This window comes from Catenuloplanes sp. NPDC051500, assembly GCF_044454585.1.
GTDB lineage: Bacteria > Actinomycetota > Actinomycetes > Mycobacteriales > Micromonosporaceae > Catenuloplanes.
In genome coordinates this window covers 287,912-308,348 of the sequence record NZ_JBITDX010000010.1, presented here as the reverse complement: position 1 = coordinate 308,348, position 20,437 = coordinate 287,912, and the positions used below count along the sequence as shown (strand labels likewise).

General features: G+C 71.2%; 22 protein-coding genes and 5 tRNA genes. 11 read left to right on the top strand and 16 right to left on the bottom strand.

Going from position 1 to position 20,437, the window contains the following annotated elements; translation table 11 throughout:
• Nucleotides 1–91: 91 nt before the first annotated feature.
• A complete protein-coding gene (locus ACIA8K_RS22485; RefSeq protein ID WP_396062211.1) occupies nt 92–1,066 on the bottom strand; it encodes a helix-turn-helix domain-containing protein in 975 nt (324 codons plus the stop codon).
• A 33-nt stretch (nt 1,067–1,099) separates the two neighbouring features.
• Nucleotides 1,100–1,972, bottom strand: a complete 873-nt coding sequence (locus ACIA8K_RS22480; protein ID WP_396062209.1) for a PfkB family carbohydrate kinase — start codon at nt 1,970–1,972, stop codon at nt 1,100–1,102.
• A 203-nt stretch (nt 1,973–2,175) separates the two neighbouring features.
• Between ACIA8K_RS22480 and ACIA8K_RS22475 the strand changes: the two genes are divergently transcribed.
• The 5 genes from ACIA8K_RS22475 (at nt 2,176) to ACIA8K_RS22455 (ending at nt 6,937) form a co-directional block, all read left to right on the top strand.
• Entirely contained in the window at nt 2,176–2,646 is a 471-nt protein-coding gene (locus tag ACIA8K_RS22475; RefSeq protein ID WP_396062207.1) for a hypothetical protein, read from the top strand.
• A gap of 3 nt (nt 2,647–2,649) precedes the next feature.
• Nucleotides 2,650–3,213, top strand: a complete 564-nt coding sequence (locus ACIA8K_RS22470; RefSeq protein WP_396062205.1) for a hypothetical protein — start codon at nt 2,650–2,652, stop codon at nt 3,211–3,213.
• 160 nt (nt 3,214–3,373) lie between these two features.
• Entirely contained in the window at nt 3,374–3,949 is a 576-nt protein-coding gene (locus ACIA8K_RS22465; protein WP_396062203.1) for a DUF4956 domain-containing protein, read from the top strand.
• Nucleotides 3,946–4,980, top strand: a complete 1,035-nt coding sequence (locus tag ACIA8K_RS22460) for a VTC domain-containing protein (protein ID WP_396062201.1) — start codon at nt 3,946–3,948, stop codon at nt 4,978–4,980. The genes ACIA8K_RS22465 and ACIA8K_RS22460 overlap by 4 nt, the downstream gene beginning before the upstream one ends.
• 181 nt (nt 4,981–5,161) lie before the next feature.
• A complete protein-coding gene (locus ACIA8K_RS22455; protein WP_396062199.1) occupies nt 5,162–6,937 on the top strand; it encodes a carbohydrate-binding domain-containing protein in 1,776 nt (591 codons plus the stop codon).
• Between the two features lie 271 nt (nt 6,938–7,208).
• On the opposite strand, the gene ACIA8K_RS22450 is transcribed toward ACIA8K_RS22455, so the two are convergent.
• The 3 genes from ACIA8K_RS22450 to argG form a co-directional block, all read right to left on the bottom strand.
• The gene (locus tag ACIA8K_RS22450; protein ID WP_396062197.1) at nt 7,209–8,588 is read right to left on the bottom strand and encodes a hypothetical protein; all 1,380 of its coding nucleotides are present in this window, start codon (nt 8,586–8,588) and stop codon (nt 7,209–7,211) included.
• Nucleotides 8,585–9,097 carry a SigE family RNA polymerase sigma factor gene (locus tag ACIA8K_RS22445; protein ID WP_396062195.1) on the bottom strand — a complete coding sequence of 171 codons (513 nt, stop codon included), beginning with the start codon at nt 9,095–9,097 and terminating at the stop codon, nt 8,585–8,587. The genes ACIA8K_RS22450 and ACIA8K_RS22445 overlap by 4 nt, the downstream gene beginning before the upstream one ends.
• A 101-nt stretch (nt 9,098–9,198) precedes the next feature.
• On the bottom strand, nt 9,199–10,638 hold the full coding sequence (argG, locus tag ACIA8K_RS22440) for an argininosuccinate synthase (RefSeq protein WP_396062193.1): 1,440 nt from the start codon (nt 10,636–10,638) through the stop codon (nt 9,199–9,201).
• A gap of 53 nt (nt 10,639–10,691) precedes the next feature.
• Between argG and ACIA8K_RS22435 the strand changes: the two genes are divergently transcribed.
• Complete coding sequence (locus tag ACIA8K_RS22435; RefSeq protein ID WP_396062191.1) at nt 10,692–11,384, top strand: HAD family hydrolase; 693 nt, start codon at nt 10,692–10,694, stop codon at nt 11,382–11,384.
• A gap of 194 nt (nt 11,385–11,578) precedes the next feature.
• On the opposite strand, the gene ACIA8K_RS22430 is transcribed toward ACIA8K_RS22435, so the two are convergent.
• Nucleotides 11,579–12,256 (bottom strand): ArsR/SmtB family transcription factor, encoded by a 678-nt coding sequence (locus tag ACIA8K_RS22430; protein WP_396062189.1) that lies wholly within the window; start codon nt 12,254–12,256, stop codon nt 11,579–11,581.
• 42 nt (nt 12,257–12,298) lie between these two features.
• Between ACIA8K_RS22430 and ACIA8K_RS22425 the strand changes: the two genes are divergently transcribed.
• Together ACIA8K_RS22425 and ACIA8K_RS22420 are read left to right on the top strand one after the other, a co-directional pair.
• Nucleotides 12,299–12,613 carry an antibiotic biosynthesis monooxygenase family protein gene (locus tag ACIA8K_RS22425; protein ID WP_396062187.1) on the top strand — a complete coding sequence of 105 codons (315 nt, stop codon included), beginning with the start codon at nt 12,299–12,301 and terminating at the stop codon, nt 12,611–12,613.
• A gap of 4 nt (nt 12,614–12,617) precedes the next feature.
• Nucleotides 12,618–12,995 carry a hypothetical protein gene (locus tag ACIA8K_RS22420; protein ID WP_396062185.1) on the top strand — a complete coding sequence of 126 codons (378 nt, stop codon included), beginning with the start codon at nt 12,618–12,620 and terminating at the stop codon, nt 12,993–12,995.
• Nucleotides 12,996–12,998: 3 nt separating this feature from the next.
• On the opposite strand, the gene ACIA8K_RS22415 is transcribed toward ACIA8K_RS22420, so the two are convergent.
• The 8 genes from ACIA8K_RS22415 to ACIA8K_RS22380 all read right to left on the bottom strand — a co-directional run bounded on the left by ACIA8K_RS22415 (nt 12,999) and on the right by ACIA8K_RS22380 (nt 17,176).
• Complete coding sequence (locus ACIA8K_RS22415) at nt 12,999–13,574, bottom strand: hypothetical protein (protein ID WP_396062183.1); 576 nt, start codon at nt 13,572–13,574, stop codon at nt 12,999–13,001.
• Between the two features lie 60 nt (nt 13,575–13,634).
• Nucleotides 13,635–14,156 (bottom strand): YcxB family protein, encoded by a 522-nt coding sequence (locus tag ACIA8K_RS22410; RefSeq protein ID WP_396062181.1) that lies wholly within the window; start codon nt 14,154–14,156, stop codon nt 13,635–13,637.
• 35 nt (nt 14,157–14,191) lie between these two features.
• A tRNA-Cys gene (locus tag ACIA8K_RS22405) sits at nt 14,192–14,265 on the bottom strand.
• A gap of 12 nt (nt 14,266–14,277) precedes the next feature.
• Nucleotides 14,278–14,361, bottom strand: a tRNA-Tyr gene (locus ACIA8K_RS22400).
• 32 nt (nt 14,362–14,393) lie between these two features.
• Nucleotides 14,394–14,466, bottom strand: a tRNA-Ala gene (locus tag ACIA8K_RS22395).
• A gap of 11 nt (nt 14,467–14,477) precedes the next feature.
• A tRNA-Leu gene (locus ACIA8K_RS22390) sits at nt 14,478–14,552 on the bottom strand.
• A gap of 18 nt (nt 14,553–14,570) precedes the next feature.
• Nucleotides 14,571–14,644, bottom strand: a tRNA-Leu gene (locus tag ACIA8K_RS22385).
• A gap of 372 nt (nt 14,645–15,016) precedes the next feature.
• Nucleotides 15,017–17,176, bottom strand: coding sequence for an AAA family ATPase (locus tag ACIA8K_RS22380; protein WP_396062179.1), 2,160 nt, complete (start codon nt 17,174–17,176; stop codon nt 15,017–15,019).
• A 173-nt stretch (nt 17,177–17,349) separates the two neighbouring features.
• On the opposite strand from ACIA8K_RS22380, the gene ACIA8K_RS22375 reads away from it, so the two are divergent.
• Complete coding sequence (locus ACIA8K_RS22375) at nt 17,350–17,895, top strand: histidine phosphatase family protein (RefSeq protein WP_396062177.1); 546 nt, start codon at nt 17,350–17,352, stop codon at nt 17,893–17,895.
• 79 nt (nt 17,896–17,974) lie between these two features.
• Nucleotides 17,975–18,469 (top strand): hypothetical protein, encoded by a 495-nt coding sequence (locus ACIA8K_RS22370; RefSeq protein WP_396062175.1) that lies wholly within the window; start codon nt 17,975–17,977, stop codon nt 18,467–18,469.
• A 60-nt stretch (nt 18,470–18,529) separates the two neighbouring features.
• On the opposite strand, the gene ACIA8K_RS22365 is transcribed toward ACIA8K_RS22370, so the two are convergent.
• A complete protein-coding gene (locus ACIA8K_RS22365; protein ID WP_396062173.1) occupies nt 18,530–18,751 on the bottom strand; it encodes a hypothetical protein in 222 nt (73 codons plus the stop codon).
• Nucleotides 18,752–19,043: 292 nt separating this feature from the next.
• Nucleotides 19,044–19,784, bottom strand: coding sequence for an SAM-dependent methyltransferase (locus tag ACIA8K_RS22360; RefSeq protein ID WP_396062171.1), 741 nt, complete (start codon nt 19,782–19,784; stop codon nt 19,044–19,046).
• A 227-nt stretch (nt 19,785–20,011) separates the two neighbouring features.
• On the opposite strand from ACIA8K_RS22360, the gene ACIA8K_RS22355 reads away from it, so the two are divergent.
• Nucleotides 20,012–20,416: a hypothetical protein gene (locus ACIA8K_RS22355; RefSeq protein WP_396062169.1), complete on the top strand. Its 405-nt coding sequence runs from the start codon at nt 20,012–20,014 to the stop codon at nt 20,414–20,416.
• Nucleotides 20,417–20,437: the final 21 nt, after the last annotated feature.

The following is a 20,437-nucleotide window of genomic DNA, read 5'->3' as shown; positions in this document are numbered from 1 at the left end:
CTGGACCGCCACCACCGAATCGATCCTCGCAAAAGTCCGACGTGGACGCGTCGCCCTCCAACAAACGACTACTCAAAACTGAGACAGAACACTAGAGCCAGCCCCGCCGCGCGGCCTGGAACGCCAGGCCGGTGCGGGTGTCGACGCCGGCGATCGCCATCAGCCGGTCCAGGCGGCGCTGCACGGTGCGGCGGCTGACGCCGAGCTGGGACGCGATCGACTTGTCAGGCAGGCCCGCGACGAAGAGCGAGAGCAGGTGCTTCTCGGACGCGTCCGCCTCCGCCTCCTCGATCACGCCGCCGGACAGGCGCAGCGGGGTCGCGCGTTCCCAGTGCGACTCGAAGAGCGCGAGCAGCGCGTCAAGCAGTTCGCTGCGGCGGACCAGCGCGGCGGTCGGCTCGATGAAGCCGCGTTCGCCGTCCGGGACCAGTGGGCAGATCGCGGTGCGCCGGTCCGCTATGGCCAGGCGGACCGGCAGCGCGGGCAGCGTGCGCGCCTCCTCGCCGAGCCGCACGCTCTCCGTTATGCCGGTCAGCTCGCCCGGGTCGGTGAGCAGGCCGCGCTCGTAGATCGCCCGGTACCGTACGCCGCGGCTGAGCGCGCCCGACTCCTCGGTGTTGTCGGTGCCGGCCATGGCCAGCGGGTTCGCCCGGCAGAACCAGAGGATCTCCTCGCGCGCCTCGGTCTGCACGGTGCGCAGCCGGTCGCGCAGCGCGGTGCGGCCGTGCACGATCTCGACAAGCCGGTCCGCGTCCCGGCGGCGCGCGGTGTCCCGGAACTCCTCGGACAGCGCCGCGACCGCCCGCCGCGCGTCCTCGAGCGCGGCCTGGCGGCGCAGCAGCCGGTCACCGAGCGCGACGTCCGGGGCGAGCGGCACGAAGACGGCGGGCTCACCGGCGCGTTCGGCAGCGAGTCCCTGGTCGCGCAGCGCCTGCAGCGCGCGGGCCGCGTCGTCCGGCCGGAGGTCGGCCAGCCGGGCCACCTCGTCGACGCCGGCCGAGGCCAGCCTGATCAGCATCCGGTAGACGCGGTCCTGCACCGGATCCAGCAGCGCCCCGTCCTCCATGACCACACTCTACGAAGGGGCCGGGAAAACAGGTCATACCGCCCCGGTCATCCATGTATCTGTATGGTGCATCCAGCTCCGGGTGCCGAATGATGCACAGGCCCGCGCCGCGACCCGCGCCGCCCGCGCAAGCAGACCGGGGAAGTCGCCGAGTCCGTCGACGGCGATCCCGTGGGTCAGCGCGCCGTGGAACACGTCACCCGCGCCAAGCGTGTCCACCACGTCCACCCGCGGCACCGGGACTTCACCACGCCGGCCGCCCGGCCCCCACCAGCGGATCGGCCCGGCGCCCGCGGTGATCGCGACCCACGGCACGTCCCGCAGCGCGGTCTCGATCGGCACCCCGCCGGGCGGCCTGAAGTCGGCCGAGCAGGCGATCACGTCGATCAGCGGCAGCAGGCGCGCGGTCCCGTCCTTCCAGCTGCCGCCGTCCATGATCGTCGGGATTCCCGCGGCACGCGCCGCACGCAGCGCGGCCAGCGCCACCTCCGGATGATGCCCGTCCACCTGCAACGCGGTCACCCCAGCCCAATCACAATCATCAGGGGGTACGACGTGCAGCCCGATCGCGTTCGTCGAGACCACCGACCGGTCGCCCGAGTCCGCCGTGACCAGGATCGTCGAGGTGGCCGGCGACGCCGCGCGCTCCGGCGTCAGGTCCCGGACCCGCACGCCGCACCCGTCGAGGTCCGCGCGGATGCCCGCGGCCAGCGGATGCCGCCCGACCGCTGTGACAAGCGTGGCGTCGCCGCCCAGGTGCGCGCAGGTGACCGCCGCGTTCGTGGCCGGCCCGCCCGCCGCGACCGTCTGCCGGAGTGCGACGACCTTCTCGTTCCCGCCCGGCGGCCTGCTCACCAGCTGGATGACGTCAAGCGTGCACAGTCCCACGAAGATCGCTCTGCCCACGACCCGACCATACGGGGGTCCCTCGGTAGCGCGAGCGGACGAGCCGTGACGGCGTGACCCGGCTACGTTTGGCGGGAGGGACCGGACGACGTTCATCGGCGTGGACCCGAAGCACGGCACGCACGGTGCGCCGGAATGGTCCCCGCTCTACCTGCGTAACGCCACCCTGCTGACCTGACCGGCATTATGGTTACGCTCCTGTCATGAACCAGTGGCGCCACCTCCCCCCGACCGCCCGCGGCATCGCGGTCGCCGCCTCGGACGCGGTCGAGGCCGCCCGGGGCAGGGATGCGACGGCGTTCGAGGGCGCGGCGGAAGCGCTCGCCGCGCAGGACCAGGAGCGGGTCGGCCGGGTGCTCGGCGCGGTGGTGCGCATGCTTGTCGAGGAGTCGCACGCGGACGGCGTGGACAGCGACGACGTGCGCGCGGTGCTGGCCCACTGCGTGCGGGAGGCGATGGCCTGGCAGGCCGACGTGGACCCGCAGGTGGTGCTGGTGCTGCTGGCCGGCGCGCTTGGCGTCTACGACCCGGACGACGAGAATCCGCCGCCGAAGGCGCTGGCTCAGGCCCGGCACAGCGCGCTGCTGATCGCGAGCCTGCTGAGCACCCGGCCGTTCGCCGACTATCTGACGCTCGCGCTCGGCGACATCGCGCGCGCCGAGCATCATGATTAGTCCATGACCGATGGCCCGCACATCATCGAGCTCGGCGCGCCAGGTGCCGAGCCCGCGGTGGAGCGGCGCCGTCCCGTACCCCCGCCGGCTCTTGCTCTGATTGTGGTGGTGGCCGCCGCCGGTGGGGCTTTCCTCGGGGCGGCGTGGGGGCATGATCGGGCTGTGGTGCAGCGGCGCGAGGTGGACGCGGCGACGGTGAAGTTGCTTGTCTACGGCGACGGGCAGTCGATGTCGGTCGGCGGGAACCTGTTGCAGGTGCAGCTGACCGGCGGCATCACGCTTATCAACGCGGGGCCGATGCCGGTGGAGATCGAGACGTTCCGTGGCTCGGCGCCGGGGATCACGCTGACCGGGATCGAGCGACGGCGGTGGATCGATCCGGGCGTCTCGTCCACGCTTCAGGCGATGATGGTCGTCAACTGCAATCCGGGCATCACGCTGACGCCGGTGCAGGTGGACGCGTGGGTGAGAACCGACGACGGCGAGTCCCGGGAGACCCGGCTGCCGCTGTCGCTGAAGGGCACGATCTGGGACGACGCGGTGTCCAAAGCCTGCACGGTCCGGTAATCGTTTTCTGGGCGCGTTCCAGATTATGAGGTAATTCTGAGGTTGTCCGTCCCGATTCGAGGCTTACTCTTTCCATCGATGCCGATAAATATTTAACCGGCATGTCGGGTGCCGTTCACCCACGGGAACCCGGCTGGACACCTCGGAAGGACGCTACCTCATGTCCCGCCTCGTGCTGTTCGCGATCGACCTGGTCGCGGTGACCCTGCTGGTCTTCGGGCTGTACTTCCCCCGCCACCGGCGCCGGGACCTCGTGGTCGCCTACCTCGGCGTCAACGTGGGCGTGCTTGCGGTGGCCGGCTCGCTGAGCTCCAGCAGCGTCGGCGCGGGCCTCGGCCTCGGGCTCTTCGGTGTCCTGTCGATCATCCGGCTGCGCTCCACCGAACTGGACCAGCACGAGGTGGCGTACTACTTCTCCGCGCTCGCGCTCGGCATCCTCGGCCCGCTCAGCGGCGGCCCGCTCTGGCTCGGCCCGTCGCTGATGGGCCTGATCCTGGTGGTCATGTACCTCGGTGACCATCCACGGCTGCTGCGCACCTACCGGCGGCAGGTGATGGTGCTGGACAGCGCGATCACCGACCAGACCGCGCTTGTCGCCCACCTGGAGCAGCTCCTCGGCGCGCGCGTGCACCGGGCGGTCGTCGAACGCGTCGACCTGGTGAACGAGACGACAGTGGTCGAGGTGCGCTACTCGTTCCAGTCCACCGAGCACATCCTGGTCGGGGCGGCGCGATGATCTCCCAACTGGACCCGGTCGGGCTCGACGAACTGCTCGCCACCGCGGAGCTGCAGACCCGCGTCGACCGCAAATACGTACTGCCGCTGCCGGAGGCGATGGCGCTGCTCCCCCGGCTCGACCCGCGCACCCGGGTGCTGGAGATCGACGGCGGTCGCGCGTTCCGCTACGAGTCGGTCTACTTCGACACGCCCGACCTGGCCAGCTTCCGCCTCGCGGCACACCGCCGGCGGCGCAGATTCAAGATCAGGACGAGGTTGTACGTGGAGAGCGCGCTCTGCTGGCTCGAGGTGAAGACCGAGGGCGGGCGCGGCGGCACAGTCAAGAACCGGCTGCCCTACCAGCCCGGCGACCATGCCACAGTCACGCCCGGCTGGTCGTTCGTGAGCGACGTGCTCGGCTCGTTCGGGACCGGTGCGCTCGGCACGCCCGGGACCGGTGCGCTCGACGAACGAGGGCTGAGCCTTGCACCGACGCTTGTCACCCGCTACCGGCGCTGCACGCTGCTCAACCCGGCCGGTGACTCGCGGGCCACCATCGACACGGACTTGAGCTGGGAGTCGCCGGACGGGCGCGGGCTGCGGCTGCCGCGGGTGGCGGTCGTGGAGACCAAGACCGGGTCCGGCGCATGCCAGGTGGACCGACTGCTCTGGGCACACGGACACCGGCCGGTGTCGATCTCGAAGTATGCGACCGGGCTGGCGGCACTCCGACCCGACCTGCCAGCAGCACCCTGGCGTCGCACGCTGCGACGGCACTTCGGCGACGCGACGCGACACGGACCGGATCGGCCCGGCACGGACCGGCGCGGCACGGACGCGCACGACGCGAATCGCTGGGGTACCGACGCGCACGACGCGAATCGCTGGGGCACCGACCCGCGCGACGCGGAACGGCACGACGCGGATCCACGCGACAGAGACTCCCGCGGCATGAACCGACGTGGCACAGATTCGCGAGGCACAGATTCGCGAGGCGCAGATTCGCGTGGCACGGATTCGCGAGGCGCGGACCCGCACGAGGCGCGCTGAAGCGTCGGCTGTGCGGCGTTGTGTGCGGCTCTCGGCGTACCCCCGGCGCTTGATGCTCTGGCTTCTGAGCGATGCGGGTCGCCGTCCTCGGCGATCGAGAAGCACCACCACATAGAGCACCCGGCCAGGGCCCGGCCGGGCGATCACTCCTGCCCGAAACCCGTTTAAGGACACACTGGACATGCAGAAACGTCGCATGATCGCCCCGGCGATCGTCACCGCCGCCGCCCTCGGCATCTGGGCCGCCGGCACCACGCTCTCCTCCGCCTCCGCCTCCGCCGCCGCCTCCGCCGTCGCGGACGACGTGGTGCCGCTGGCCGCCGGACCGGCCGCCGCGGCCGCGCTCGCCGCGAACCAGGCGCACCACGACAGCGCCGCCGACCACACCTGGAACGAAGCAGACGTCGCCGCCGTCGCGCTGAACGGCTCCACCGCCACCACGACCAGCCCGAACGTGACTGTCGCAGGCGGCGTGGTCACCGTCGGCGCGGCCGGCACCTACCGCTTCTCCGGCTCGCTCACCAACGGCCAGATCGCGGTGAACAGCACCGGGACCGGCATCGTCCGCCTGATCCTGAACGGCGTCACGATCGCGAACAGCACGTCCTCGGCCGTCAACGTGATCGCCGCCGACGAGGTCATGGTGGTGCTCCAGGCCGGCAGCACCAACCGGCTCAGCGACGCCTCGGTCTACAGCTACCCGGCAGGCGTGGACGAGCCGAACGCCGCGCTCTTCTCCGCCGCGGACACCACAATCACCGGCACCGGCACGCTTACCGTGACCGGCAACGCGTACGACGGGATCGCCGCCAAGGACGGCCTCTACATCGACTCCGGCACGATCACCGTGACCGCGAAGGACGACGGCATCCGTGGCCGCGACTACGTCCACATCGCGGGCGGCACGATCACCGCCACCTCAGCCGGCGACGCCGTGACGAGCAACAACGATGAGGACACCACCCGGGGGTACGTCTACGTCGGCGCCGGCACCGTCAACGCGACATCGACAGCCGGCGACGCGGTAAACGGCGAGACCGACGTGATCATCACCGGTGGCACGGTCACCGCGAAGGCCGGCGGCGGCAGCGGCGTCACGCCCGGCACCGCGTCCACCAAGGGCGTCAAGGCCGGCGTGCTCGCGGTGATCAGCGACGGCCGCACCACGATCGACGCCTCGGACGACGGCGTCCACTCCGATGCCGCCGTGACCGTCGACGGCGGTGTGGTGAGCGTCGCGACCGGCGACGACGGCGTGCACGCGGAGACCGACGTACGGATCAGCGCGGGCACTGTCACAGTCACGAAGTCGTACGAGGGGATCGAGGGCCTGAAGGTCTATCTCTCCGGCGGCACGGTCTCCGCGACTGCGTCAGACGATGCGGTGAACGCGTCCGACCCGACGACCGGCGAGATGCAGAACAGCCCGAACGCGCTCATCTCGGTCACCGGCGGCACCGTCACGGTCAGCGGCGGCACCGACGGCCTCGACTCCAACGGTTCCCTGTCGCTCGGCGGCGGCACCGTCGTGGTGGCCGGCTCGCCCACCCGCGGCGGCGGCGAGGGTGGCCTGGACGCGAACGGTGCGCTCACCATCACCGGCGGGGTGGTGCTCTCGGCCGGGATCAGCTCCAGTACCAGCACGCTGCCCAGCTCCGGCCAGGGCTGGCTGCAGGTCACGTTCGGTGCCAACCAGCCGGCCGGGACGATCGTGCACCTGGCCACCACGTCCGGCACGCAGATCGCGGTGTTCCAGTCCACGAAGGCGTTCCGGAGCGTGCTCTTCTCGTCCTCGCAGATCACCCGCGGCACGACCTACGCGATCCGGACCGGCGGCACCGTCTCCGGCACCGCGGTCGGCGGCGGCCTCTACACCGGCGGCACGCTCTCCGGCACCCAGGTCACCACTGTCACCGCGGGCACCCAGTCCGGCGGCGGCCGCCCCACCCTCGGCTGACCTGCTGTTTACGACACCCACCCTCGGGTATCGATAGAGCACGCGATCCTTCCCCCCGGATAGCGTGTTCCTCCCGCCGCAGCGGCCCTTCCCCCCGGGCCGCTGCGGCCCCCACGCCGCCGCCTCGACCCGGTTTCGACCGACGTGCGGCCACCACTCCGCCAGCACGGCTGGCAGACCTCGCGCCCACCAGCAATCACCCGGGCCGACGGTCTTCTGACGTCAGGACGGGCACACCGGGGATTCGGCGTTCCCGCCTCACGGGAGGGAATCAGGGGACGACGCGGGTGGCCGGGGTGTCGCCGAGGATTCCGCTGCTGGTGTCGGTGAACAGCGGGATCGGGGTGGTGCCGAGGTCGGTGCCGTCGGCGGCGTGGGCGGTCATCGTGGCCGGCGTCGCCGGGGGGATGCGGGTCTCGGCGAAACCCGTCGCGTCCAGGGAAAGCGTCACGGGCGAGGTTCCGGCCGCGGTCACCGTCACTGTGGTGGCGCCGGCCGGGCCGATCACGATCACCCGGTCCGTCGGGGTGTCCGCGCCCTCGGCCCGCAGGCGCCAGCCGAGCGGCCGGCGGTCCGCGCCGTCCGCCGGGAGCAGCAGCCGCAGATCCTCACGGAAGCCGTTGCCGCCGCCGTGGGCCGCGAACGCGAGCACCCCCTCGCCCGGCCGCCGGAGCGTGAAGAGCGCGGCCTCCTGGTTCTCGATCGTGCCGGTCCAGCGCACGTCGAGGGTGAACTCGCCGAGCGCCAGGCCGCTGGTGTCGGCCTGCGCCTGCACCCAGCGGCCGAACGCGGCCCGGTCGAACGGCCGGTCGCCGAGCGCCGCCGTGGCGACCGCCTCGAAGCCGGCGAAGTCTGGTGAGGGGCCGGCCCATCCGGCGCCGCCGTCGAGAGGCGTCTCGCGGCCGTCTCTGGTGAGCGTCATGGTCAGGCCGGGGCTGCCCGGCTCGGGTGGCAGCACGACCTCGGCGATGCCGCTGCCTTCCGGGCCGGTGACCGGCGGGTTGTGGTGCACGCGGCCGTCCGCGCCGTAGGTGAAGCCGTTGCTGATCGCCGCGGTGGTGCCGGCCGGGCCGACCACCACGGCGTAGCCCGGCCGGTCGGCGGCGGCCATCGCGACGGTCGCGGCCTGGTCGGTGCCGTCGACGTTGGCGATCTGGGTCATCCGCTCGGGGGCGGCGCCGGCCTCGCCCTCGTACCAGACCAGCTGCGGGTCGGTGAGGAAACCCCAGCGCAGCGGTACGTACATGAGGACCAGACGGGCGTCGCCGACGTCCGCCGCGTAGAGGAACCGGATCGCGCTCCGGTCCGGGATCCGCCAGAACTCGGTCTCCTCCGGCATGTCCTGGACCGCACCGCGCATGCCCTCCAGCCAGGCGGTGTCGCCGGCGAGCGAGCCGCGCAGCGGGCTGTCCAGAAGCGCGCCGTTGGTGGCGGCGATCGCGATGCCGGGCGCCCAGCCGGGCATCGGCACCGCGCCGAACTGCAGCATCGCCAGGACGGCAAGCGCGCCCGCCACCACGCCGACCCGGGCACGCCTGGTGCGGCGGTGCCGCTTCTCCCGGCCCTCGAAGGCGGGCCAGGGGTCCTCGGGCAGCACCAGCGCACCGGCCCGCCCGGCCAGCTCGTCACGGAGAGTGGTTTCGATGTTCATGCGTGGCTCTCCTGCAGAACGGCGGTCAGGGGGACGTCAAGCTCCGCGCGGAGGCGTTGCAGGCCGCGGGACACCTGGCTCTTCACGGTGCCGACCGAACAGCCCATGGCGGCCGCTATGTCCGGCTCAGTGAGATCCTCGAAGTAGCGCAGCACCAGCGCCGCCCGCATCTTCGGCGGCAGTCTCCGCAGCGCGGCGAGCAGCTGCTGCCGCTCCTCCACCTGCCGGTAGGGATCACCGGCCGCGGCCGGGTCCTCCACCGAGAGCGGCACCGCGCCGAAACTGCGTCTTCGCCGCCACGAGATCGCGGTGTTGACCATCGCCTTGCGCACGTAGGCGACCGGCGCCTCCATCCGGGAGACCGTGCGCCACTTCCGGTGCGTCTTCTCCAGCGCGGTCTGGACCAGGTCCTCCGCGTAGCTCCGGTCGCCGGTGAGCAGGTACGCGGTGCGGGTCAGCGGCCCCCACTGCGCCCGGACGAACTCCCGGAACCCGTCGTCAGTTGACATCACACACGGCAAACGCCCCCTGCCCCGGCAAAGGTTGAGGCCGGCCGCGGGAAAGATCCCACGACCGGCCTCGGCAGAGCAAGAAACCCTAGGCGCTGTGTCTAGTCGGTGCCGAACTCCATCGCCGCCGCGTCCAGCATCTGGTCGTCCACAGCTGCGGTCGGGCCGGCCGCGATCGCGTCCGCGCCACCGGCCGGCATGGTGCCGATGAGCGTGGTGGTGGACGGCTGGGCCGCGATCACCTGCGCGCCGCCGACGATGCCGATCCGCGCGTACTGCTCCAGGCGGGCCCGCGAGTCAGCGATGTCGAGGTTACGCATGGTGAGCTGGCCGATGCGGTCGAGTGGGCCGAACGCCGCGTTCTCGGTGCGCTCCATGGAGAGCTTGTCCGGGTGGTAGCTGAACTCCGGGCCGGACGTGTCGATGATCGAGTAGTCCTCGCCGCGACGGAGCCGGAGCGTGACCTCGCCGGTGACCGCCGCGCCGACCCAGCGCTGGATCGACTCGCGGCTCATCAGCGCCTGCGGGTCCAGCCAGCGGCCCTCGTAGAGCAGCCGGCCCAGCTTGCGGCCCTCGTTGTGGTACGTGGCAATCGTGTCCTCGTTGTGGATCGCGTTGACCAGGCGCTCGTAGGCGACGTGCAGCAGCGCCATGCCGGGCGCCTCGTAGATGCCGCGGCTCTTCGCCTCGATGATCCGGTTCTCGATCTGGTCGCTCATGCCGAGGCCGTGCCGCCCGCCGACCGCGTTCGCCTCGAGCACCAGGTCGACGTCGTTCGCGAAGGTCTTGCCGTTGATCGCGACCGGGCGGCCCTGCTCGAAGCGGATCGTCACGTCCTCGGGCAGGATCTCGACGGACGGGTCCCAGAACTTGACGCCCATGATCGGCTCAACAAGCTCCAGGCCGACGTCCAGGTGCTCGAGCGACTTCGCCTCGTGGGTGGCGCCCCAAATGTTCGCGTCGGTGGAGTACGCCTTCTCGGTGCTGTGCCGGTAGGGCAGATCGCGCGCCTGCAGCCACTCGGACATCTCGTGCCGGCCGCCCAGCTCGTCCACGAACGCGGCGTCCAGCCACGGCTTGTAGATCCGCAGCGAGGGGTTGGCCAGCAGGCCGTACCGGTAGAAGCGCTCGATGTCGTTGCCCTTGAACGTCGAGCCGTCGCCCCAGATCTGGACGCCGTCGTCGAGCATCGCGCGGACCAGCATGGTGCCGGTCACGGCCCGGCCGAGCGGCGTGGTGTTGAAGTAGGCACGGCCGCCGGTGCGAATGTGGAACGCGCCACACGCGAGCGCGGCGAGGCCCTCCTCGACGAGCGCGGCCCGGCAGTCGACCAGGCGGGCGATCTCCGCGCCGTACTGACCGGCGCGGCCGGGGACGGAGGCGATGTCGGGCTCATCGGCCTGGCCGATGTCCGCGGTGTACGTGCAGGGCACCGCACCCTTCTCGCGCATCCACGCGACTGCGACGGAGGTGTCGAGACCCCCGGAGAAGGCGATTCCGACGCGTTCGCCGGCGGGCAATGACGTAAGCACCTTGGACACGTCGAAATTATATGCAGACGGACGCATGATCATGCAACTGGGATACTCATCAGGTGACGATCCGTGCGTTGATCTTCGACTTCGACGGCCTGCTGATGGACACGGAGACCACGCTTCTGGAGAGCTGGCGCTGGGAGTGGCGGCGGCACGGCCTGGAGCTGGACCCGGCCGGCTTCTTCGCGGACCACGGCGGCGACGTCAACGAGCTCCGCTACGCCGCGCTTGCCGCCGCGGTCGGCGCGACCTATGACCAGGCCGCCAGCCACCGGCTGCGGCAGGCGTACCGGCTGGAGCTGAACACGGCGCTGACCCCGGCGCCGGGGGTGGTGGCGTGGCTGGACCGGGCCGGCGAGCTGGGGCTGCGCTGTGCGGTGGCGAGCAGCTCCGCGATCGCGCACGTGGGCTCGATGCTCGAGCGCGCCGGACTCCGGGACCGCTTCGAGGTGCTGGCCACAGGTGACGAGGTGGACGCGCACAAACCCGACCCGGCCGTCTACCGGCTCGCGCTGCACCGGCTCGACCTCGACCCGGGCCTGGCGCTCGCGTTCGAGGACACGCCGCACGGGGTCGCGGCGGCGCAGGCGGCCGGGCTGCGCTGCGTGGCGGTCCCGAACCCGCACGCGGACCACGCCCGATTCGGGGCGGCCGATCTCCTGCTCACCAGCGCGGCAGACCTCACGCTCGACGAGGTGATAAGCACAATCAAGCCGCCTTCGGCGTACCCACATGATTCTTTGCCTGGTTGATCTCGCATCACCACCCGAGGCCTCCCGGCGACACCGGTCGTCGCTGGCGCTCCTCCCTGCGGGGTCCGTGGTCGCACGATCTAGGCGCTGTATCGAGGTGGGGGCCGGGTGCGGGTGGCAGGTCACGCTTCGTGAAGACGGTCGCGATGTGCGTGGCGACGGCGGCTCGCGCCCGGACCGGGTGGCGACTGTGGTCAGAGCACTGTGAGGTCGCAGCCGAAGCGGGAGCGCAGGCCGTCGTGGCCCGCGTCGGTCACCCGGACGGCGCGGCTGGAGCGGTCGCGGACCAGCCACTCAAGCGTGACGAGGCGGTCGAGGAGGGCGGCGCCGAGGGCGCCGGCGAGGTGGTGGCGGCGTTCGCTCCAGTCGAGGCAGGGGTGGGCGAAGGAGCGGCGGGAGCGCTCGGCCGCGGCCACGTCGACGCCGAACGAGGTGAGTTCGGCCGGGGCGAGCAGTGCGAATCCGCCGGGGCCGAGGATGCCGCGGGAGACGAGCGCTTCAGCCAGGCGTACCCCCGCATGCCCTGCCAGATGGTCGTAACAGGTGCGGGCGGCGCGCAGGGACGCGGCGGCGCGCGACTGACGCAGCGAGCGGACCGGAAGGACCGGCGCGAGGACGGCGAGCGCCTCGAACGCGCGGCCGGCCCGCTCGTCCGCAAGCCGGTAGTAGCGGTGCCGGCCCTGCGCGGACACCGCGACCAGGCCGGCGTCGAGCAGCCGCCGCAGGTGGGCGCTGATCGTGGCGGCGGAGACGTCGCAGCTGCGGGCCAACTCGCCGGCGGTGAGCGAACGGCCGTCGAGCAGCGCGGCGATCACTGACGCACGCGTCCGGTCGGCGAAGAGGCCTGCTGCGGCGGCGACGTCTGCATCCACGTTTCGACGGTAGCGCAAACGTCGGGGCCGTACCGTCGTCACATGATTGCGATGATCTTCGAGTTCTGGTTCGACCCCGATGATCCCGCGCGCTACCAGGAGTATCTGGCCGAGTCCGCCCGGCTCCGGGAGCTGCTGCCCGGCGTCGCCGGCCTGGAGGGGATCGAGCGGTTCCAGAGCACGACCGACCCGCACCGGTACGTCGCGATCGCCTCCTTCGACGACGAGGCCTCGGTCGCGGTGTGGCGCCGGGATCAGGACCACCGGCGCGCGCAGGAGTTGGGGCGCAGCCGGTTCTTCGCCGGTTACCGGCTGCGGATGGCCGAGGTCGTCCGCGACTACGGAAAGCAGGGCTGATCGCATGTACGACCTGACCATCCGCGTCGAGGACCGCGTGGGGGCGCTTGCCGAGATCGGCGAGGCGCTTGGCGCGGCCGGGGTGAGCATCGAGGGCGGCGGCGTATTCGGGCCGGTGGCACACTTCCTGGTCGCGGACCCGGAGGCGGCCGGGCGGGCGCTCGGCCCGCTGATCACCGCGGTCCGCCGGCCGCTCGTGCAGCGCCTGGACCAGGAGACGCCGGGCCAGGTGGGGGCGCTCACCCGGTTGCTTGCGGAGGCAGGCGTGCGGATCGAGGTCCTCTACAGCGACCATGTGGGCAACCTGATCCTGCTTGTCGACGACCCGGACGCCGGCGCCGCGGTCTCCGCCGCCTGGAGTGCGCGGCGGAGCCGGACCTGACCGTCAGGCGAAGCGGCTCAGCTTCGTCAACAGCCCGAACGACTCGGCGAGCGCGCCGTCCTGGCCGAGCGCGCGGAAGTCGTCCTCGATCTCCGCGCGGGTCAGCGTGCCGGCCCGGACCGCCTCGAACCGGACCACGTGCCAGAGGAACACGTCCAGGTTGTCGAAACGGGTGCCGCCCTCAAGCACCTCCTCCTCGTGGAACCAGACGGCTACCTGGCCGTTCGCGAGCACCACGTAGTAGTTCCCGTCGCCGTCCGCGCCGAGCGCGTACACGTCGTCGTCGGTCAGTGTGGTCTCGTAGTCCGAGTCGAGGATGCCGCAGTCGTTCGCCGCGAAGTCGAAGCCGTACGACCAGTCGTACATGTCGAGCAGCTGCGGGAACGTGCCGGAGCGCACCCGGCGGTCCAGGCCGGTGAGCGCGTCCGCGTCGGCCGGGCTCATCCGCGCGGCGAGCGGCGCGACCGGGCGGGTGTCCGCGGGCACGTTAACGGGGTTGGCGCCGGTGAACCAGCGGGCCAGGTCCGCGTCCAGGTCACGCGCGACGTAGCCGGTGAGGTCTGCAACAGTCAGGGTCACCGGCGGATGGTAACCACGCCGTTCAAGCCGGTCCGGCCACGATCAAGGCCGAGATCACATCTATCGGCTGGACCGGATCGGCTCGTCAAGCACCAGGCCGCGCTCGGTGATGAAGTCGGCGAGCGCGCGCTCCTGCTCCTCGGTGAGCGGCTCGCGCGGCACGTCGAACGACTGCCCACCGGCCTCGGCCCGGAAGAAGTAGGCGTCCGGGATCTTGACCGCGTACCGGATGCCGGCCCAGCTCCAGGAGGTCCGGCCGATCGGCGTGGTCGACTCCAGCGCCTCCTCGGTGATCAGCCAGTCGCGCGGCGAGCACCAGGAGGCGGGCACGACCACCTCGGCCTCCCAGCGCTCCCGCGCGCGGATGCAGAGGCCGACCGCAATCATGATCAACGCGAGCCCGCCCAGCGCAAGATCGTCCGCGACACCCTCCATCAGCAGGGCGGACACGGCCCAGACCGCGCCGACGACGGCCAGCAGCACCGCGCCGATCAGGCTCGGCATGGCCGCAAGCCGGGCACTCGACGCCATCTGCTGGCGGAAGTACTCCCGGGGGCGGGCGTACGTGAACTCAATTCGCACAGCTTGATCGTAGGGTGTCCGTTAAACAGACACTGTGGAGGCCGTGACCGGAATCGAACCGGCGTGACGCGCTTTGCAGGCGCGCTCCTCACCACTCGGACACACGGCCGTGTCCCTGACGTGCGGGCGGCAGGATTCGAACCTGCTCAGACGCAGTGCAGCCGGTTTACAGCCGGCCCCGACTCTCCATCGTCGGCGCGCCCGCGAGACCGGCCCGGCGGGCGCCGGACCGGATCGTGGAGTCGGCAGGTCTCGAACCCGCCACCTCTGCCGTGCGAGGGCAGCGCTCTTCCCGATGAGCTACGACCCCGCGGTGGTACGTGCCCGGGATGCGATTCGAACGCACACTGTCGCCGCCCTGAACGGCGCGCCTCCTGCCAGTTGGGCTACCCGGGCCCGGTTATTGCGATGACGTGCCTCCGGCGCGATTCGAACGCGCAACACCGGCGTCCTCAACGCCGTTCCTCTACCTATTGGGATACGAAGGCATGGTGATATAAGGAATGGGGAATTGCCATGAAAAGAGAAAAAGAAAACCGCCCCGGTCCCGTGTACGGGAGGGGCGGCGTGATCGCGCGCTGACGCTGGTCAGCTGCGATAACCGCCCCGATGGGCAAGGAGGGCCCGATATAGACAGTCCAGGCCCGGCGTCGCTGCGGCGAGCGACTGCGCCGCGAGAAGCACCTGACCCGACATGACCGATCTCCCTACGACTTGCTTTCGGTGCCGGACCTCCCGGCGCAAGCAATACGCTAATCCATAACCGCCCCGAATGACAACCATTAATCGGGCGATGTTTTAGCCGCACGACAACCGCCGTATCCTGTTCCGCGTGACAGCCGCCCGGCCCTGGAACGTAGCTAAGGCGTGTCCTCGCCCAGCCAGAGGCGGTCACAGACCGTCGTCAGGCCCAGCGTCAGGTGGCGGCGATAGGTGCTGAACGGAAGTCCCAGCCGTCGTGCCGCAGCCTCCTGGGTGGGCGCGCCGCTCAGGAACGTCGTGGCCAGCACGCGGTGCTGCTTGGCCGTGCGCGTCTGCCGGCCCAGCGCCTCCACCGCGGACGCCAGCGTGGCACGCAGCGCGGCGACCGGGTCGTCCGCGTCCCGCACCAGGCCGGTCTGCAGTAGGGCGCTCTCCGCAAGCCGCTCCGGCCGCCGCCAGGCCCGCAGCGCGGTCCGTACCTCCGCGTCGAACTCGGCCCGGGTCAGCACCGTCAGCCCGGACTCCGCGGGGGGCGGCAGCTCCTCCACCGGGCGGGTGGAGTTGCCGGCCAGCCACTCCGCCGGGGAGACCGCGCGCCAGTCGTGCGCGAAGATCTGCCGCTCCCGGCCGCCGGTCACCGCGGTCAGCCCGGTGGACGGCATGTCGAAGTAGCGCAGCGCGCCGGTCCACGCCACCGGCTCGTCGGTGGCCAGGAACGTCCACGCGGGACGGTCGGCGGACACGATCCGGCCGAGCATCCGGTAGACGGCCAGGTCCTGCACGGCCGCGACCCGGCGGCGTTCCTCCGGATCTGCCAGCCGTTCACCTGCGGGGCGCTCCGCGGCCGGCGCACCCGCGGCGGGCCGGGCCAGGAAGCGCAGCACGTCCAGCTCCGCGCCGCCGGCCAGAGGCGCGGCCGTGTGCGTGTAGGCCCAGGCGGCCGCCAGTACCGGGTCCCGCTCGCACTCGGCCGCGTCCTCCGCACCGAGCCGCAGCAGCGCGGAGAAGCCGATCAGCCGGCCTCGTCGCGGGCGCGGCTCAAGCGGGTGGAACGGGCCGCCCCGGGCCGGGTCAAGCAGCGGGATCGGCTCCTCCCGCCGGTACACCCGGAACGCCGACGGCTGCCTGTCGAACCAGTACGCGACAAGCTCCGGCTCGTCGCTGAGCGCCTGCAGCGCGGGCAGTTCCGCCGGGTCGGCCGCGTCCTCGTAGACGCCGCTCGTGGCCGGCCCGGTGGCCGCGTCCGTGCCGCCCGGCATGCCGAGGATCGCGTCGTAGAACGCGGTGGCGCCGAACCTGCGGTGCAGGTAGCCGAGCATCACCATGGCCGGCATCACCGCGTCCCCGGCCGCGACCCGGGCTCGTGCGAAGAGATAGTCGCGCAGGCGCGCGTGCAGCGCCCGGTGTCCCGCCGGGTCGCGCATCGCGAACTGCGCCTCGACCGTGTGCCGGACCGCGCCGTTCGGCACCAGGCCGAACGGGGACGCGTGCATGAACGGCCGGGTGCGCAACCACTCGAACATCGCGGAGGCCTCGTCGCCGGTCACCGCGCGCAACATGTCCTCGGTGATCACCACGGAGTGCGCCGCGGCCTGCAACGCGAGCCGGTGGGTGGCGGACGGCAGCGGCCCGGCCAGCGCCTCGACCACCCGGTCCAGCAGCTCGGCCGTGGGCGCCCAGCCCTCGCCGTCCACCGTGGAGTATCCGGCGGTGCGGGCCGCGAGCGTGAGCGCGGACGGGTTCCCACCGGCGAACGCGATCATCTCGCCGCGCAGGTGTGGCGCCACGCCGAACCGGTGCAGCAGCGAGCCCGCGTCCGGCTTGGTGAGCGGGCCCAGCGGCAGCGGGCGGATCGCCTGCGACAGGCCGGGATCCGCACTCCACCGGGTCACCGGCGAACGGCGGGCCGCCAGCACCACCCGCGCGTCGGCAGGCAGCCGGGGCAGCAGGCGGTCACAGAGCCAAGCCTCCAGGCCGGGGATGGCATCAGCGGCGTCGACAAGCACCACCGGCGCGTCGTCGAGCGGCACGGCGGGCACGTCGTCGCCCTCACCGGCGCCGGCCCGGGTGCCGTCGAGGGCAAGCACGGTCCGCCCGGCCGCCCGCGCCTCCTCGGCGAACCGGTGCAGCAGCGCGGTCTTGCCGATCCCGGCCGGGCCCTCGACGACAAGCAGCGCGTGCGGGCTGGCCGGGCTCAGCAGCGCGCGGAAGGCCGCGATCTCCGCCTGCCGGCCGAGAAACGTCTGCTTGTAGGTCAGGCGCAGACGGTCGGCGACGGATCGGATTCCGAGGGTGCTCAACGTTCTCACAGCACTCACTCGTCACACCGTAGAGTGACCGCGCACCAGGTTCAATCTACCGAAAGTCATACTTGGCGTTACAGAAAACCTTCCTTTGGATACTCACGGTTATCTTCGCCGGTAGCGGCCGTCACCGTTGGTAGGCGCAACCCTCCAATAGGGACGAACGCCATACTTGTAAGGTCGCCGACATGACGGGGAGATATCTTCATCTGGTCCGGCACGGCGAGGCGGCGGGTGGCGTGCTGACCGGCAACGGGCGACGCCAGGCCACGGCCGTGGGCAAACGACTTGCCGCGCTGCCGATCACCGCGCTGCACCACGGGCCGCTGCCGCGCGCGGTCCAGACCGCCCGGCTGATCGCCGCGGAGCTGCCCGGCGTGCCGGTGCACGAGTCGGAGGCCTGCGGCGACTACATCCCGCCGGTCGGCGACCGGGCCGCGCTGCCCCAGGTCTTCCGGGATCATCTGGCGGAGGTGACCGAGGCGGAATACACCGAGGGCGAGGCGCTGGCCCGCGCGGCACTTCAGGCACACGCGCGGCCGGCCGACACGGAGACGCACGAGCTGATCGTCACGCACGCGTTCACAGTCGGCTGGTTCGTCCGGGACGCGCTCGACGCGCCGGAGCCGCGCTGGCTCGGCCTCAACGCGGTCAACTGCGGGCTGACCACGATCCTCTACCGGCACGGCCGCCCGCCCGCGCTTGTCGCGTTCAATGAGGTCAGCCACTTGTGATCTGGCGCTCACCCGACCGCGCATCTTGACAATCGCGGTCAACAGGAGGTGTGGCCCGGGTGCCGTATCCTTCCGAGCCATGCAAGAGACAGCCCGCTTAGCCGGTTTCTTCGCAGCAGACGCCGTCCGGAGTGTCTCCGGCGGCAACCCGCTCGTGCCGATCCTGGGCTACGAGCAGGGCAACGGTGACCGTGCCGTGGCCCGCTTCACCGACGAGGACCGGGCCGGTTCGGCGCGGTCCGGGCAGGAAGCGCTCGACTCCAACGAGTTCGCTGCGGCCCGTGCCGCGCTCGTCGTCGAGGGGGTGATCCACCTGGCCGCCACGCCGCGCACCGACGCGCTGATCGTGCGCGCCGTCTCCTACTTCCCGGAGCGGTGCGCGATGGCGGTGGCGATCCCCTACCGTCCGCATACCGACAGAGACGGCTTCGCCGTGCACCGCCCGAGGTTCCTCGGCTTCGACAACGTGGGCCGCGAGGAGTTCCTCAAACTCGCCGGCGCGTTCCAGGAGGGCGTCGACTCGCACGAGGAGGCGTCCGGGATCTGGACCGCGTCCCTGGACGAGTCGGTCTGACAAGCCTCAACCTGCAGAGCGGCGGGGGTACGCGTACCCCCGCCGCTCTGCAGGTTTGTCTTACTTGGCGTCGAGCAGGTCGACGATCGCGGAGGAGGCGCGGAAGTACTTGTTCCGGCCCAGCTCGCCGATCGTCTTGATGCCAAGCGCGTCACGCAGGTGCTTGGCACCGGCCTCGCTGATGCCGGCGAGGGCGGCGACCGGGGCAGCCGCGATCTCCTCGAGCGACTTGTCCTGGTACTCCTTGTCAACGATCTTGCTCAGATCACCTGTGATTGCCATGGATCCTCCAGGGTTTTCCCACAATAGAGCGCGCGAAGGCTAGCAGACCGATCTTGACGTTCCGTCACCGATCATCGGGGCGCGGTCCAGGTGGGACCGCACCCCGATGATCACTGTGTGAAACGCCCAGGCGCTGTATCGACGTGGGGGTCGGAGCGAGGCGCGGTCCAGGGGTCGCCTGGGTGCGCGGCGCGGACGCCCTCATACCGGTGTTGTATGTGGGCGTTTGCGACGTGCGGCCAGGTGGCGCCTGGGCCTCGCCGCAGCCCGGCATCCCACGTCGATACAGCGCCTAGCAGCGCATCAGGGCGAAGATCCCCCAGCCGAGGTACGGCCGCTGCCAGCGCACGTGCTGAAGCTGCGACCGGGTCAGCTCGGACCGGATCTCCGGCACTAACTCGTCGTCCGGATTCGCATCAAGCCACTGGCGCAGGTTGAGCCAGCTCGCGGCCGCGTACCTGTCCCAGCCGCGCTCGTCCGCCGTGATCATCTCGACCACGTCGTACCCCAGATCGTGGAACCGTTCCACCTGGCCGGGCAGCGACAGACAGTCCGCGCCGTGCAGGTCGCCGAAGATCGCCTCCACGGCCTCGGGCGGCGGATCGGCCCGCCAGTAGACGTCACCGACAAGCAGCAGCCGGCCGCCGCTCTGTTCCATCAGCCGGACCGTGCCCGGTGTGTCGCCGCCGATCCAGGTGGCGCCGATGCAGGCCACCACGTCCACAGGCGTGTCCGCCACGTACCCGCCGGCGTCGCCGTGCACGAACGCGACACGATCTGCCACGCCCAGCTCGGCCGCCCGGTCGTGGGCGTCGGACAGGAACGCGGTGCTGAGGTCCACGCCGGTGCCGGTGATGCCGTGGTCGCGCGCCCAGGTGCACAACAGCTCACCCTTGCCGCAGGCCAGATCCAGGACCGTCGTGTCCCGGGGCAGGCGCAGCGCCGCGCCCAGCGTCGCCAGCTGCGACGGCTCGATCGGGTTCAGAACCCGGTGACTACTCTCGCGAATGACGAAGTGCTTCGGGATATCCATGGTCGTGTGTCCTCACGCGTCGGTTTCCGATCATTTCCACTGGCCCGGCACCGACGACGGTCATAGGTCACCACACTCCCGACTCGCGACTTCTCCGCACAGTAGCGGGCGCTCGTCGTACCCACGGCGGATTTTTCGTGGTCTTGGTATCTGGCGGTGACGCCCGGCCGTCTCGTCAGCGAACGGTGGCCACACCGGCCGCCGGCAGCAGGGGGAGGGGATCGGCTATGCCGAACAACAGCTGGGACGCCGCGCTCAACGATCTGTTCCAGGCCGACGACGGCTCGGAGAGCTTCGCCGAGTCCGTCACGCTGGGGAAGGCCTTCGACGTCGTGGCGAAGGTGGAGATCGGGCGGAACCTGAACGAGTTCACCACCGCCGACCGGCTCGACGTCACCATCGAGAACATCAGCAGCAGCCAGCCGCTGGTGCCGAGGCAGACGCTCAACCGGACGCTCACGCCCACGTCGGCGCAGCGCAACGAGACGCTCCGGATCGACATCCCGGACGGCTGGACCGCCTCGGTCGGCGACGTCCTGCAGGTCACCGCGAGCTACCACGCCGTGGCCGGCGTCCACTCGGACTTCTCCGCCAAGCAGGGCGGGCTGTTCGTGGTCGTGCCGAAGAACTGACAACCGAGTGGCACGGGCGGC

Bases quoted from the DNA above. Each gene is read 5' to 3' on its own strand.
- ACIA8K_RS22360 (WP_396062171.1), bottom strand. From the start codon at position 19,784: ATGGATATCCCGAAGCACTTCGTCATTCGCGAGAGTAGTCACCGGGTT.
- ACIA8K_RS22485 (WP_396062211.1), bottom strand. From the start codon at position 1,066: ATGGAGGACGGGGCGCTGCTGGATCCGGTGCAGGACCGCGTCTACCGG.
- ACIA8K_RS22375 (WP_396062177.1), top strand. From the start codon at position 17,350: ATGACGGGGAGATATCTTCATCTGGTCCGGCACGGCGAGGCGGCGGGT.
- ACIA8K_RS22420 (WP_396062185.1), top strand. From the start codon at position 12,618: ATGTACGACCTGACCATCCGCGTCGAGGACCGCGTGGGGGCGCTTGCC.
- ACIA8K_RS22455 (WP_396062199.1), top strand. From the start codon at position 5,162: ATGCAGAAACGTCGCATGATCGCCCCGGCGATCGTCACCGCCGCCGCC.
- ACIA8K_RS22355 (WP_396062169.1), top strand. From the start codon at position 20,012: ATGCCGAACAACAGCTGGGACGCCGCGCTCAACGATCTGTTCCAGGCC.
- ACIA8K_RS22475 (WP_396062207.1), top strand. From the start codon at position 2,176: ATGAACCAGTGGCGCCACCTCCCCCCGACCGCCCGCGGCATCGCGGTC.
- ACIA8K_RS22370 (WP_396062175.1), top strand. From the start codon at position 17,975: ATGCAAGAGACAGCCCGCTTAGCCGGTTTCTTCGCAGCAGACGCCGTC.
- ACIA8K_RS22425 (WP_396062187.1), top strand. From the start codon at position 12,299: ATGATTGCGATGATCTTCGAGTTCTGGTTCGACCCCGATGATCCCGCG.
- ACIA8K_RS22365 (WP_396062173.1), bottom strand. From the start codon at position 18,751: ATGGCAATCACAGGTGATCTGAGCAAGATCGTTGACAAGGAGTACCAG.
- ACIA8K_RS22445 (WP_396062195.1), bottom strand. From the start codon at position 9,097: ATGTCAACTGACGACGGGTTCCGGGAGTTCGTCCGGGCGCAGTGGGGG.
- ACIA8K_RS22450 (WP_396062197.1), bottom strand. From the start codon at position 8,588: ATGAACATCGAAACCACTCTCCGTGACGAGCTGGCCGGGCGGGCCGGT.
- ACIA8K_RS22470 (WP_396062205.1), top strand. From the start codon at position 2,650: ATGACCGATGGCCCGCACATCATCGAGCTCGGCGCGCCAGGTGCCGAG.
- ACIA8K_RS22465 (WP_396062203.1), top strand. From the start codon at position 3,374: ATGTCCCGCCTCGTGCTGTTCGCGATCGACCTGGTCGCGGTGACCCTG.
- ACIA8K_RS22460 (WP_396062201.1), top strand. From the start codon at position 3,946: ATGATCTCCCAACTGGACCCGGTCGGGCTCGACGAACTGCTCGCCACC.